The organism is Desertivirga xinjiangensis, assembly GCF_024436435.1.
GTDB lineage: Bacteria > Bacteroidota > Bacteroidia > Sphingobacteriales > Sphingobacteriaceae > Desertivirga > Desertivirga xinjiangensis.
The window spans coordinates 222,500-236,251 of the sequence record NZ_JAFMZP010000006.1 but is presented as its reverse complement, the minus strand read 5'-3'; the positions used below and the strand labels follow the sequence as shown (position 1 = coordinate 236,251).

The window sequence follows — 13,752 nt, the reverse complement described above, 5'->3', positions numbered from 1 at the left end:
GCTTTTTTGTGCGTTTCCATTCTGTTATAAAAAACTGCTTTCCGGTTTGTTAAACCCAAATCCAAATGTAACTTTGTTACTATGCCATTGTTAACGCTTAGCCGCTTAGAACGTAAACGTTTGTCAGTATTTCTGACTAGTTTAATTATCGCGATAATAGCTTGGTTGTTCTTCGCTTTATCTAATCGTTATGAGTACAAAATGGACATACGGGTTAACTATATAAACCCTCCTGTGCATAAAGCTTACCATCCATTACACGACGATACACTCGCATTAAGTATTGAAGGCACCGGCTGGCAACTTTTTTTTTCCCGTTTAAGGATCAGCCTCACTACCATAAATGTCAGTTTGAAAGAACTTGAACATAAGAAGTATATTACTCTTAGTAGCCAGGTAAATGAACTAAACCGGCAATTAGAATCAGGTCAACGGATAATACGTGTCTTTCCCGATACTTTATTTTTCGATTTCTCTGAACGTGTTACAAAGAAGGTCCCTGTTAAGCTGTTATATCAATTTACCTTTAAAAGGTCATTTGGTATATCCGGACCTATGAAGATCGTTCCTGATTCTATTATGATAGCAGGGGCAGCGGCGGATCTGAAGAATATCAAATACTGGCAGACAAAAAACCTGGTGCTTAGTGATATCAGCTCTCCGATCAGTACTAAGGTTGGTTTTGATGCTCTTAGCAGCAATATAGACATTGTTCCACAAGAAGTTAAGGTGGAAGTACCTGTTGATGAATTTACGGAAAAAGTAATAGATCTTCCAGTAAGTATCACTAATAATAAGAACAAAAACATTAGGATCGTTCCGGAAAAGATTAAAGTTACGGTGTTAACAGCTCTCTCTAATTATGCAAAAGTCGAAAAGGACTCATTTGCTGTTAGTGTTAACTTTAACGACTGGATCAAAAGGAAATATACCCAGCTTCCGGTGGTTTTTACAAAGTTTCCTGCTTACTCCAAATTAGTGAAGGCTGAGCCGCAGATAGTAGATTTTATAATCCAGGAATAATGCTCAAGATAGGAATTACAGGAGGTATTGGCAGTGGAAAAACAACTGTATGCCAGGTTTTTGAATTATTAGGCGTCCCTGTTTTTTACGCTGATCTAGTGGCTAAAGAGCTTATGCAAAGTGATCTGCCTCTTATACAAAGAGTTAAAGATTCATTTGGTGCCGAAAGTTATTCTGCCAATGGACAACTAGATCGAAAATACCTGGCATCAAAAGTATTTAATGATAAAGAGGCTCTTGAACGCTTGAATTCATTGGTCCATCCTGCAGTCTTCCGGGCTTTTGACCTTTGGGTTAAATCTCAGCACAGTGCCTATGTACTGAAGGAAGCTGCATTGTTATTCGAAAGTAAATCGTATCTCGACTGCGACCACACCATACTGGTGAAAGCTCCTGAACATTTAAGGATTGAGAGAGTTAAGCTAAGGGACCGGCTAGATGAGGAGGAAATACGAAAAAGGATACGGCGACAGCTTCCTGATAAGGAAAAGGAAATGATGGCAGGAACATGTTTAATTAATGACGAAAAACAATTTTTAATTCCACATATACTGGAACTCCATCAGAGGTTTCTGGGCGAATAAACACACATGATATTAGCTGATTTTTTAGTATACGATGAGAAAGGACTGTTTTGCAAAGTCGGCAACTTCTATCTTGACCCGCACCAAGCCGTGCAAACCGCTGTAATATCCCATGCGCATGGCGATCATGCTTGTTCAGGGAACACAAAAGTGTACTGTACACCTGCTACCGCATCTATCATGCAATTACGGTTAAAAAAGAATGCGGGGGAAGAATTCTTAAAGTTTCCATACGAGCAAAAGTTTACGATCAACAATGTTGTAATAAGCTTTTTCCCTGCCGGGCATATTTTAGGCTCAGCTATGGTTTTGATGGAATACCAGGGGATCAGATATCTGTATACCGGGGATTTCAAACTTCAGGAAGATGCGACCTGTGAGCCGGCGGAACTCGTTGAAGCTGATGTTTTTATTACGGAAACAACTTTTGCCGACCCGGAAATAAAACATCCTGACCCGGTCGAACAGATCATCAAACTTAACGATTCTCATCATAACGTGCTTCTTGGAGCCTATGCTTTAGGTAAGGCACAGCGGATTGTAAATCTTATTCACAGGAATTGCCCCGCTCGTAAAGTTTATTTACATCATTCGATGTTATCTATCACCAAATTGTATGAAGATTTTGCCTTTAATCCCGGAAGTTATGAGCCATACAACCGAAAGTTAATGAAATTACCGGGTAAAGGGTTTGTTTATATCGTTCCTCCTCTTACATTTGATAGCTATTTCAGGGCAAAGGGTGTGCTTCGAATGTTCGCATCAGGCTGGAAAAGACTGCAGCACAACAATGATGCATCGCTATATATTTCTGATCATGCGGACTGGGATGACATACTTAAAAGCATCCAGGTGGTTAGACCGCGGGAAATATGGACCTTACATGGTGATGGTACTCATCTTCGAAAACATTTTGAAGGTAAATTACCAGTAAAGATTCTGATATGATAGTGCAAACCGGGCCCTTGAAAAAACGTTTATAGCTAAACCTCGAAAAAAATACATGGACCTTGATAAGGAGATTCAATCAAAATTTGAAAGTGAGTATCAAAAAGTTGTCGTAAACATTGTTTATACTTATGGCTGGGTAACTTCAATTCTTAAGAAGCGATTAAGTAAACATCAAATAACTCTTCAGCAATTCAATATACTGAGAATACTCAGAGGGCAGTATCCCAAACCTGCTACAATTAACCTACTGAAGGACAGGATGCTTGATAAAATGTCTGATGCTTCGAGAATAGTTGACAGACTAGTGCAGAAAGGGCTTGTCGTTAGAAATATTAACCAGAAAGACAGACGGGCTGTGGATATTATTATATCCGAAAAAGGTCTGGAAATCTTAAAAAAGATCGACCCCATTATTACTCCTGACGAGATTTTAAAACAGAATATTGCGGAAGAAGATGTTTTTTTGTTAAATAGTCTTTTAGATAAGCTTAGGGGTTAATGTAATAAGAAATTTATTAAAGCGACAGCAATACCCGCAAGAACAGCCATGAGCTTTTTAAAGTTGAAATGGTGATCAACACTGGATTCAAATAGAATTGTGGTAGAGATGTGCAGAAAGATTCCTATTACCACTGCCATTATCCGGTCGAAATACTGATCAATATTGCCCATAGAGCCATTGCTTAAACCATTGCTCAGCAGGTATCCGGCAGGTGACATCACCGAAAACAGGACCAGCAAAAGGATAATGTTTGCTTTGCGGAGATGATTTTGCAAAAGGACGCTTCCTAAGGCAAAGGCGGCGGGAATATGATGAAGAGCGATACCGAATAGCAGTTCATTTTGATAGCCCTTAGCCAGCGGCATGCCTTCCAGAAAGGCGTGAAGGCAAAGACTTAACATTATCCCATAGGGAAAAGTCGGCTGGTCATGGCTGTGTTTATGAATATGCCCGTGTTCGATTCCCTGGGAAAACTGCTCTAACAAAATCTGAAATAGAAAACCGCCCAGAACAAACAGGCCTATGGAATGATCATGACCGGCATGCTGATACACCTCAGGGATAAGATGTAATATCGTTATTGAAAACAGATATGCACCGCTGAAAGACAAGATCAGTTTCAACCGCTGTGAACTATCTTTTTTAAAAAAGAAAACCGAAAGCCCCCCCAAAAAGCAGCTGGAAAATAATATTACTATAGGCCAGAATTCCATTTCTTTTCTGATTGTACGGTTAGAAACACTGTTGCGGTAAGATAGCCCACCAGGCAACCAAGGAGTGCCCCGCATGTAACATCAACCGGAAAGTGCACACCAACATAAACCTGGGCAAAAATAATACTAAATGCCCAAAGAAAACTTACAAGCCATATCCACTTCCACCGCCTCGAAAATACTACCGATAAAAACATCGCTATAGCAAAATGATTTGTGGCATGGGTTGAAGGAAAACTAAATCCACTACCACAGACAACCCTGGCAATAATTTCGGTATTAAAGCCCGGCTCGTTACATGGCCGCAGTCGTTCAATAGACGGTTTTATAACTGAGGCACTGACATAATCCGCGATTCCAAACGTTATCAGCAAAAATAAAATGCAGATAACTCCGGCTTTTTTATAATTCCTGATAAGAAATATAATAAGAAAAAAATACAGGGGAGCCCAGAAATACCGGTTACGTAACAATGGCATCAGCCAATCGAAAAAAGGATTAGTCAGCCCTACGTTTATAGCTTTAAAAAGCTGATGATCAAAATTAATTAATTGTTCAAGCATCCGCCTTCTTACAAATAAAAATTAAACGGTCAGATTTGATTTCATTAAACTCACCCAGCGAATAATCACCATATATTGATTCGATCCTAAAACCACTTAGTTTAAAAAGCCGCTCGAAATCACCTAATGAGAAGGCTTTAACCTCTTCCTTAAAATGGTAATCCTTTCCGCGCGTTTCAAAGGAAATAGTTTTTACAATCTTTTCATTTGCAATTTTTTTCGAAATGTTGAAATCAATTCCGTCGATGTGCTTCACTTCCTGGCGTGTCAAATTTTTTAGGATCTTTTCAATGTTGAAGTAGTCAAGGATCATCACACCATCTTGCTTTAGGGATTTCCGGAAGGTTTTTAGTGCATTTACATGATCTCTTTCAGTCTCGAAATAACCGAAGCTCGTAAACAGGTTAAGCGCAATATCAAAATACCTTATGTTCAACAAATGCCTCATATCATGCTCAAAGAAATGAAGTGTCTCATTCTCGAATTGCTTGGCAAATTTGACGTTTGAATAGGAGAGGTCAATCCCGGTTACGTCATAGCCCTTTTTATTCAGGTAAACTGAGTGTCGGCCTCTTCCACAGGCAATGTCTAAAATACGGGTATTTTTTACAGGTTTAAGCAGTGCACACAAGTTGTCGATGAAAAATTCAGCCTCTTCGTCATTTCTCTGATGATACAGAATGTGATAGTACGGGGAATTAAACCAATTTTGATACCATTTTATCGGCATAGAGATCTTATAAATTAATTGAATCGTTTTGTTAATGCAAAGCGACGGAATGCCTGTCATGCATCCTTATTAACCCTCTGCCTTCACCTCCGGAAGACTTTGGCCTGCAAATATAGACAAATAAGAATTTCTCTGGTGCTTTCCACTTGAGCGTTCTTCTTTTATTCTTACTTTTGAGCATAAAAAAAATTAAAGTGACGTTAATAAAATCAATATCAGGTATAAGAGGAATCATTGGAGGAAAGCCAGGAGATGGTCTTACTCCGGCAGATATACTCAAGTTTACGGCTGCTTTCGGAAAATGGGTGGTAGCCAATAGTGGTAAAAACAAAATTGTTATAGGTCGCGATGCGCGGATATCGGGCGAGATGGTTCGTAATCTGGTAGCCGGTACCCTGCAAAGTATCGGGATTGATGTGGTTGACCTGGGCCTTTCGACAACACCTACTGTGGAAGTGGCCGTGACCGACGAGAACGCAGGTGGGGGGATTATCATTACTGCGAGTCATAATCCAAAACAATGGAATGCCCTGAAACTGTTGAACGAAAAGGGTGAATTTATAAACGATGCCGATGGAAGGTTAGTATTGGAAATGGCTGAAGATACGGATCTCGTATTTTCAGATGTCAACTCTTTAGGTACACTTACTTATAACGAATCTTACCTTCAGAAACATATTGATAAGATCTTAGCACTTCCGCTGGTCAATGTGGAGGCAGTTCGCAACGCGAAGTTTAAAGTGGCTATCGATTGCGTAAACTCCAGCGGTGGCATCTATGTTCCTGCTTTACTGAAAGCATTAGGGGTGGAAACCGTTTATGAACTCTACTGCAAACCTGACGGTCATTTCCCTCATAATCCTGAACCCCTGCCAGAAAACCTTGTGGCCCTTTCACAAGAGGTGCTGAGCAAAAAGGCAGACCTTGGAATTGCTGTAGACCCTGATGTTGACCGCCTTTGTTTTGTATGCGAAGATGGCACTATGTTTGGCGAGGAGTACACCCTGGTGGCTGTGGCTGATTATGTTCTGAAGAATACGCCCGGAAACACCGTTTCAAACCTGTCTTCGACCCGTGCTTTACGTGATGTAACAGAACTTGCCGGTCAGACATATAACGCTTCTGCTGTTGGAGAGGTAAACGTTGTTACTAAGATGAAAGAAAACAAGGCTGTGATAGGAGGCGAGGGTAATGGCGGTATCATTTACCCGGAACTGCACTATGGCCGTGATGCTTTGGTTGGCATAGCTTTGTTTTTAACGCATCTTGCTCAATCGGGCAAAACCATTTCAGCTTTACGAAGCTCATATCCTAACTATTTCATTTCCAAAAACAAGATCACTCTTACACCGGAAATGGATATCGATGGCTTGCTGAAAAAAGTAGAGGAAAAATACAAGAATCAACCGTATTCTACGATAGACGGATTGAAGATCGAGTTTGACAAACAATGGGTACACCTGCGGAGGTCTAATACCGAACCTATTATCCGTATATATTCAGAAGGCAGCTCCGAGACGGTGGCGGACAGCCTTGCCAACAAAATAATAGCTGATATTAAGGAAATATTACAATAATATCATATACCCACAAAAGTTATGGCTTAATTTAGCCATAACTTTTGTGTTTTATACGCTAGCTAACGTATGTTTGCGGCTGGTTGGCGCACGCGTGCCGCGTGTGCCAACCAGCCGCAAAATTTGTTGGACGTCTTTTTTATTCATATATAATGCCCAGGATCTATCTCGATAACGCAGCCACAACTCCTATTGATAATGAGGTTTTACAGGAAATGTACAATGTGATGGAAACCCACTTTGGAAACCCTTCGTCAATACATGCGCATGGACGCGAGGCGCGGACTGTTCTCGAGAAAGCCCGCAAAACCGTAGCTGGTCTTCTGAAAGTTTCGCCGGCAGAGATATTTTTTACTTCAGGAGGAACAGAGGCCGATAATATGGCCATAAGATCGGCGATTGTCGATCATGGCATCCGGCATGCCATTACCACCCGGATTGAACACCACGCGGTATTGCATACCCTGCAGGCCTTGGAGAAGGCTGGAAGTATCAGCCTGAGTTTCGTGGGAGTTGACGCTAAAGGCAATGTCAACATGGAGCATCTTCAGGATCTGCTTGCTACCAATGAACGAAGCTTTGTTTCCTTGATGCAGGCTAATAACGAGATTGGAACACTTACAGACATAGAAGCTATTGGAGAGCTATGTTCTCAATACGGAGCAATCTATCATTGTGATACGGTACAGACAATGGGTCACTACCACCATGATCTGAGGAAGTTAAAAGTGCATTTTATCACCTGTGCTGCACATAAGTTCCATGGTCCTAAAGGGACAGGTTTTTTGTATGTCAATCCTGCTATAAGAATTAACCCGATGATCTATGGCGGAGCTCAGGAAAGAAACATGAGGGGAGGGACAGAGAACCTGTATGGTATAGCTGGTTTGGCCAAAGCCCTGGAAATCGCTTACAGAGATATGGATCAGCATCAGGCTTATATCCAGGAACTGAAATCTTACATGATCAGCCGGCTCGTAGAGGATGTCCCAGGGGTCGAATTCAATGGCGAGATCGGCCCCGAAAAAAGTTTGTATACGGTGTTGAATGTTTCATTTCCAGTAATGGAGATGGCGGATATGCTATTGTTTAACCTGGATATCTCAGGGATCTCATGTTCGGGAGGAAGCGCATGCAGTTCAGGAACCAATATCGGCTCGCATGTGCTTGAGGGAATTGTTGCAAACCCTGACCGCCCTGCAATCCGTTTTTCTTTTAGTAAGTTTAATACCAGGGAAGAGATTGATTTCACAGTATCCAGGCTAAAAGAAATCAGTTCATCTCTTATTTAGCTCTGTCCAGAGGCTTTTGATGAATGTCTGAGATCTGCTCTTCAGAACTTACGTTCCGCTCTCGAAATCCCCTGCTCTCCAGAAATTACATTTCCTGCTGCTCCTGCTGTTCGAAGAATTGCCTGCTCTTCGGAAATTACATTTCCGAGCCCCTGTCGTAGGTTCTGTGAACCGATGACAGCACACCAGTTAAATTTTCTATAATTTTAAAACAAAGAGTATAAGGCCGGGTGTTTATAGATTAAAAGCTAAACACCTATGACATTATTTCGCGACGAATTTTTATCTATTCAGGATGAATATGTAAAAGTAGACCCTTCAAGAGACGAGCCTGAAGAAGACGATGATTTGGACTATAGCAATGACGATCTTGGCGAAAATACCGAAGTCACTCCATTGGGGGATGAAGTTGACGAAGACGACATTGATGATATGTACATAAATCCCGGGGAAGACGATGATGATCTCGTCGAAGACGACGATGATTTACTGTTGGATGATGATTTAGAAGAAGATGATGATGAGATTGTTGATATGCAATCCATTAATTCAATCGATGAAGATGATGATCTGGACGCTGACGACGATGAGCTCTTCGATGATGATGAGGAGGAAATTGAAAACCCTGATGTGATTCCTGTGGTACCTGATCCCGACGAAGACGATGAAACATGGACAGATGACGACGATGAGGATACGTATTTGGAGGATGGCGACGATGATGAAGATACAGGATCAACTACTGCAGGCCTGGACCCCAACTTTGAAGTTCGTCACCCTGAACGCCAAACCGGGCGTATGACAGACCATGAGCCGGGCACCGGCGGTATTTAAAAGAAATATAATGGAAGATAAAAAGGATTTGCATAATCATACGGGCCAGACTCCTTCTGATGTTCCCGGAAAAGATTTAATTAATCCACCCAAAAGAAAGGCTTCTAATAAGAAACCTGACAAGAGGAGCAACTTCAATACAACCGCCAAGGATCACAACCTTGGTAAGCGTAATGAAACCGGACGATAAAGCAATTAGAGGATATTCATAATTTTAATTAAATTCGAATATCCTCTTTTGATTTAACCCCCAGCTTCAAGATGGAAAGAAGACAATTTATAAGAACAGCAGGACTCTCCCTCGGACTTCTTGGACTGTTGCAGAATAATGCTTATTCTGAGTTTTTTAAAAGGGCTTATAACCTTAGGCTTCTTCGAAGAAATGTCGGTATTTTTACCGAACAAGGTGGAACAATTGCCTGGCTCGTAAATAAGGAGGGTATAGTAGTGGTCGATTCTCAATTCCCTGAGCCTGCAGGTCATTTAATATCCGAATTAAAGAAGCAGTCGGAAAAGCCTTTCAAATGCCTGATCAATACCCATCATCACGGTGACCATACGTCTGGAAATATTGCATTTAAAGGACTGGTCTCAGAAGTAATTGCACATGATAACGCTCTGAAGAATTTAAAGAGAGTGGCAGAAGAGCAAAAAACAGAAGATAAGATGTTATTCCCATCGAAAACTTTTAAAGATGATATGGACCTTAGGGTGGGAGATGAGAATATTAAATTATATTATTTTGGCCCTGGGCATACTAATGGCGATGCTTTGATCCATTTTACAGAAGCGAATATAATACACGTTGGAGATCTTGTATTTAATCGTCGTTTCCCATTTATAGACCGTCCAGGTGGTGCCAGTATCCGCAGCTGGATTAAAGTGTTGGATCGTACGTTAAAGACCTTCGATAAAGACGCTTTATATGTTTTTGGCCATGCTCTAAATCCCGAGAAAGTAACGGGTGATGCCGACGATCTGAAAGCATTCCAGAACTATCTGTCGCGGTTGTTAGTTCATGTCGAATCGGAGATAAAAGCCGGGAAATCTCTGGAAGAAATATTAAAAACCAAAGTAATTCCGGGAGCTATTCAATGGCAGGGGGCAGGGATAGAGCGAAGTTTGACGGCTGCTTATGAAGAGCTTAGCGCTGATGTAAGCAAGCCCTGACAAGAGATTTATCCTGTCAGAGGTTGCATTAAATTTAATTCCTGTAGTAAACCATTTTGATAAAGGACGCAAGACGCTCTTTCATTTGTCTACGATCTACAATGAAATCAAGGAATCCATGCTCCAGAACAAACTCTGAAGTTTGAAATCCTTTAGGAAGATCTTTCTTAATAGTTTCTTTAATAACCCTTGGTCCTGCAAAACCAATTAAAGCGCCAGGTTCTGCTATGTTAATATCCCCGAGCATAGCATATGAAGCTGTAACTCCACCGGTTGTTGGATCAGTCATTAGCGAAATGTATGGTATTTTAGCTTTCGATAACAAGGCTAGTTTCGCAGAGGTTTTAGCCATCTGCATCAATGAAAATGCAGCCTCCATCATCCGGGCGCCGCCGGATTTCGAGATTAACAGGAAGGGGATCTTATGTTCAATACAATAATCAATAGAACGAGCGATTTTTTCGCCTACTACCGAACCCATTGAACCTCCGATAAAACTAAAATCCATACAAGCTATCACCAGGTCCATACCGTTTATCTTTCCATGACCTGATCTAATAGCATCGGTAAGGCCGGTTTTAGCATAACTTTCCTCAAGGCGTTTAGTATATGATTTTGAATCGGTAAATGTCAGGGGGTCTCCTGAACGCAAACCGGGAAAGAGTTCCGTGAACTCGTTATTGTCGAACAGTATTGAAAAATATTCTTTTGAACCGACCCTTAAATGATAGCTGCAGTAATGGCAAACATATTTGTGCTCTACCTGCTCGGCATAGTGTAATGGCTTTTTGCATTGGGGGCATTTATTCCAGATGCCATCCGGTGCTTCTTTCTTTTCTTCCGTAGAAGTTATAATCCCTTTTTTCTCTCTTTTAAACCAAGCCATGTTTTTAAAATAAGCGGTACAAATAAACGAATTTTTTGAGAAACCGGGGCGATATTCTTGGATGTACTTAAATTTCTGATTTATATCATTTATACTCGGACTAAAATTTCTATTTTCGGCTTTTGTAAAGAGGAAATAAAAATGAATTTAAAAAATTACAAAGGCGTACTGTACGGGGATGCTGTTCAGGAGCTATTTGAACAAGCAAAAAAGCATCAGTTTGCTTTGCCTGCAGTAAATGTTATTGGAACTAACTCCATTAACGCAGTGATGGAAACAGCAAAAGCTGTTAATTCTCCTGTGATTATCCAGTTATCTAATGGCGGCGCTCAGTTTTATGCTGGAAAAACATTAGATAACTCTAAACTTGAGGCATGTATTTTAGGAGCAGTTTCTGCTGCTCGTCATGTTCATTTATTGGCTGAGCACTACGGTGTTGCCGTAATACTTCATACAGATCATGCCGCTAAGAAATTATTACCATGGATAGACGGCTTGTTGGCTCATGGCGAGCGTTTCCATCAGCAAACTGGTAAGCCATTGTTTTCTTCGCATATGCTCGACCTTTCTGAGGAATCCATAGAAGAAAACCTTGAAATAAGCAAGAAATACCTTGAGCGTATGAAAGCTCTAGGTATGACAATTGAAATTGAATTAGGTGTAACCGGAGGGGAAGAAGACGGTGTTGATAATTCAGATGTCGACAGCTCTAAGCTTTATACCCAGCCTGAAGAGGTTGCCTATGCTTACAAAGAATTAAGCAGCGTAAGCCACAGATTCACTGTTGCCGCCGCTTTCGGTAATGTCCATGGTGTTTACAAACCTGGGAATGTAAAACTTCAGCCGGTGATCCTTAAAAATTCACAGGATTATATTAAGAAGGAACTTGGTTTATCTGAAGAGAAACCAATCAACTTTGTGTTCCACGGCGGTTCCGGATCATCCCAGGAGGAGATCAGAGAAGCTATTTCTTATGGTGCAATAAAAATGAATATTGATACCGATATGCAATGGGCATTTTGGGAAGGTATTCGTGATTATTATGAAGCGAATAAAGATTATCTTCAAGGACAAATCGGTAATCCTGGAGGAGCTGATTCTCCCAATAAGAAATATTACGACCCACGCGTTTGGTTGCGTAAAGGAGAAGAAACTTTTGTTAAGCGCTTATCAAAAGCATTCGAGGACTTAAACTGCCTTGATGTTAATTCTAAGCTTTAAGAAAGAAAGATTGCTTATTTCTGTCCGCGAGAGTTAGCGTAGCGCTCTCCGGATTTAGCAATGAAAAAGAGTCTCTGACTCGCTAAGCGTTAAGAATGGCGCTTTAACGAGGCAGAGACTCTTTTTTTATAAATGAATCCATAGAAACCCTTCGGAATTCTATGGACAGTATATGTGCCTCTATGCACTTTTGAGTTTCAATCCCAATTATTTACCGGAAGTATCCTCCCGCATAGATTCCCGGTTAAATCTCCGAATGATCAATCTTGTTCCCCTGTCAAGGCTGAAATAACTCCATATCCAGTTCACAAGCACCACCAGTTTATTTCTGAAGCCTACAAGGCTCATCAAATGCACAAACATCCATACAAACCAGGCAAATACCCCCTGGAAACGGATCTTGCCAAGATCGACCACTGCTCTGTTTCGGCCGATAGTCGCCATCGATCCCTTGTCAAAATATTTGAACGGTTCGGGAGGTTCATTGTTGAGCACCTTAATAAAGTTTTTGGCCAGATGTTTACCCTGCTGAACTGCGGCCGGTGCCACGCCCGGATGGCCGTTAGGATATTCTTCGGTTTGCATAGAAGCAACATCGCCAATGGCAAAGATGTCTTTATATCCCTCTATCCTGTTGAACTGGTCAACTTTAATCCGTCCACCCCTCACAATTTTATCTTTTGGCACACCTTCAGGGACCTCTCCCTTAACGCCTGCCGACCACAATACGTTCTTGGTGATGATCTCTGTATTGTTAGATAGCTTGATCACCTGGCCGTCGTAAGAGGTCACAGTAACTCCGGTAATGACGTTTACTCCCATCTCTATAAGAAACTCTTTTGAGTGGCGTTGCGACTGAGGAGACATTGGTCCAAGCAATACAGGAGAGCCTTCGATTAGATAGATGTTGATCTCTGAGATATCAAGCTCCGGATAATCCTTTTTAAGGACATGCCTTTTCAATTCAGATAACGATCCCGAAAGTTCAACTCCGGTAGGACCACCACCCACAACAACGAAGTTCAAAAGTCCTTTTTTTACATCGGGATCGGTTTCTATCAGGGCTTCTTCCAGGTTCTGAAGGATCATACTCCTCAAATTCAAAGCCTCAGGGATGGTCTTCATGGGCATGGTAAAATGCTCCAGTTCCCGCGATCCGAAATAGTTCGAATCCGAACCCGTAGCCAGTACCAGGTAGTCATAACTATAGTCTCCTATATTGGTTGTGACGATTTTTCTTTCAGGATTAATAGATGTCACCTCTGCATTCCTGAAAAGGAAATTCTTCTGCCCTTTAAAGATTTTTCTTAAAGGAAAAGCGATAGAATCGGCTTCCAATCCGCCTGTCGCAACCTGGTACAAAAGGGGCTGGAAGGTGTGATAATTATGCCTGTCGAGCATTAAGATCTGTACTTCCTGATCACGTAATTTTTTAGCGAGCTGAATTCCACCAAAGCCACCACCCACTATAACTATTTTAGGGAAATTTACTGAAGGGCTATTTTTCTCCATTTTATATGTGCAATATATATCATAACCGGATTTTTAAGCTAAATGTTAGGCAAAAGGAGAAGCTTTTTTTGAGACCCGGAATTTTGGTGCAAGGTTAAGGAAATTTTTACAAATAACCGTCATGAGTAAGCACCGGGATGGTTGGTGTTTTGCAAGGGCGAGGATTGGCAAAGACATATAGAAACACACAATAG

At 41.2% G+C, this 13,752-nt stretch carries 15 protein-coding genes; 10 read left to right on the top strand and 5 right to left on the bottom strand.

The features are described 5' to 3' along the window. The first annotated feature begins 120 nt into the window (after positions 1-120). The 4 genes from J3P37_RS16335 to J3P37_RS16320 are packed head-to-tail and all read left to right on the top strand — an operon-like array spanning position 121 to position 3,057. Positions 121-1,023, top strand: a complete 903-nt coding sequence (locus tag J3P37_RS16335; RefSeq protein ID WP_256012422.1) for a YbbR-like domain-containing protein — start codon at positions 121-123, stop codon at positions 1,021-1,023. Beyond that, positions 1,023-1,607 carry a dephospho-CoA kinase gene (gene coaE / locus J3P37_RS16330; protein WP_256012421.1) on the top strand — a complete coding sequence of 195 codons (585 nt, stop codon included), beginning with the start codon at positions 1,023-1,025 and terminating at the stop codon, positions 1,605-1,607. The genes J3P37_RS16335 and coaE overlap by 1 nt, the downstream gene beginning before the upstream one ends. Before the next feature lie 6 nt (positions 1,608-1,613). Further along, the gene (locus tag J3P37_RS16325) at positions 1,614-2,555 is read left to right on the top strand and encodes an MBL fold metallo-hydrolase (RefSeq protein WP_256012420.1); all 942 of its coding nucleotides are present in this window, start codon (positions 1,614-1,616) and stop codon (positions 2,553-2,555) included. Between the two features lie 55 nt (positions 2,556-2,610). Continuing rightward, positions 2,611-3,057 carry a MarR family winged helix-turn-helix transcriptional regulator gene (locus tag J3P37_RS16320; protein WP_256012419.1) on the top strand — a complete coding sequence of 149 codons (447 nt, stop codon included), beginning with the start codon at positions 2,611-2,613 and terminating at the stop codon, positions 3,055-3,057. Here the strand turns inward: J3P37_RS16320 and J3P37_RS16315 are convergent. Genes J3P37_RS16315 through J3P37_RS16305 form a run of 3 tightly spaced genes read right to left on the bottom strand, consistent with a single transcriptional unit; the run spans position 3,054 to position 5,066 of the window. Further along, positions 3,054-3,773: a ZIP family metal transporter gene (locus tag J3P37_RS16315; protein WP_256012418.1), complete on the bottom strand. Its 720-nt coding sequence runs from the start codon at positions 3,771-3,773 to the stop codon at positions 3,054-3,056. The genes J3P37_RS16320 and J3P37_RS16315 overlap by 4 nt on opposite strands. Next, positions 3,755-4,336, bottom strand: a complete 582-nt coding sequence (locus J3P37_RS16310) for a phosphatase PAP2 family protein (protein ID WP_256012416.1) — start codon at positions 4,334-4,336, stop codon at positions 3,755-3,757. The genes J3P37_RS16315 and J3P37_RS16310 overlap by 19 nt, the downstream gene beginning before the upstream one ends. Continuing rightward, the gene (locus J3P37_RS16305; protein ID WP_256012415.1) at positions 4,329-5,066 is read right to left on the bottom strand and encodes a class I SAM-dependent methyltransferase; all 738 of its coding nucleotides are present in this window, start codon (positions 5,064-5,066) and stop codon (positions 4,329-4,331) included. The genes J3P37_RS16310 and J3P37_RS16305 overlap by 8 nt, the downstream gene beginning before the upstream one ends. Before the next feature lie 194 nt (positions 5,067-5,260). Here J3P37_RS16305 and glmM point away from each other — a divergent pair, with 194 nt between their 5' ends. The 5 genes from glmM to J3P37_RS16280 all read left to right on the top strand — a co-directional run bounded on the left by glmM (position 5,261) and on the right by J3P37_RS16280 (position 9,939). Continuing rightward, positions 5,261-6,643, top strand: a complete 1,383-nt coding sequence (gene glmM, locus J3P37_RS16300; RefSeq protein ID WP_256012414.1) for a phosphoglucosamine mutase — start codon at positions 5,261-5,263, stop codon at positions 6,641-6,643. Positions 6,644-6,795: 152 nt separating this feature from the next. Further along, positions 6,796-7,935: a cysteine desulfurase family protein gene (locus J3P37_RS16295; RefSeq protein WP_256012413.1), complete on the top strand. Its 1,140-nt coding sequence runs from the start codon at positions 6,796-6,798 to the stop codon at positions 7,933-7,935. 258 nt (positions 7,936-8,193) lie between these two features. After that, on the top strand, positions 8,194-8,769 hold the full coding sequence (locus J3P37_RS16290; RefSeq protein WP_256012412.1) for a hypothetical protein: 576 nt from the start codon (positions 8,194-8,196) through the stop codon (positions 8,767-8,769). 10 nt (positions 8,770-8,779) lie between these two features. Further along, positions 8,780-8,959, top strand: a complete 180-nt coding sequence (locus J3P37_RS16285) for a hypothetical protein (protein ID WP_256012410.1) — start codon at positions 8,780-8,782, stop codon at positions 8,957-8,959. A gap of 71 nt (positions 8,960-9,030) precedes the next feature. Then, positions 9,031-9,939, top strand: a complete 909-nt coding sequence (locus tag J3P37_RS16280) for an MBL fold metallo-hydrolase (protein ID WP_256012409.1) — start codon at positions 9,031-9,033, stop codon at positions 9,937-9,939. A 34-nt stretch (positions 9,940-9,973) separates the two neighbouring features. Here J3P37_RS16280 and accD read toward each other — a convergent pair whose 3' ends face one another. Beyond that, positions 9,974-10,825, bottom strand: coding sequence for an acetyl-CoA carboxylase, carboxyltransferase subunit beta (gene accD, locus J3P37_RS16275; RefSeq protein WP_256012408.1), 852 nt, complete (start codon positions 10,823-10,825; stop codon positions 9,974-9,976). A gap of 141 nt (positions 10,826-10,966) precedes the next feature. Here accD and fbaA point away from each other — a divergent pair, with 141 nt between their 5' ends. Further along, positions 10,967-12,046, top strand: coding sequence for a class II fructose-bisphosphate aldolase (gene fbaA, locus J3P37_RS16270; RefSeq protein WP_256012407.1), 1,080 nt, complete (start codon positions 10,967-10,969; stop codon positions 12,044-12,046). 207 nt (positions 12,047-12,253) lie between these two features. Here the strand turns inward: fbaA and J3P37_RS16265 are convergent, their stop codons facing one another. Then, the gene (locus tag J3P37_RS16265; protein ID WP_256012406.1) at positions 12,254-13,558 is read right to left on the bottom strand and encodes an NAD(P)/FAD-dependent oxidoreductase; all 1,305 of its coding nucleotides are present in this window, start codon (positions 13,556-13,558) and stop codon (positions 12,254-12,256) included. Positions 13,559-13,752 lie beyond the last annotated feature (194 nt).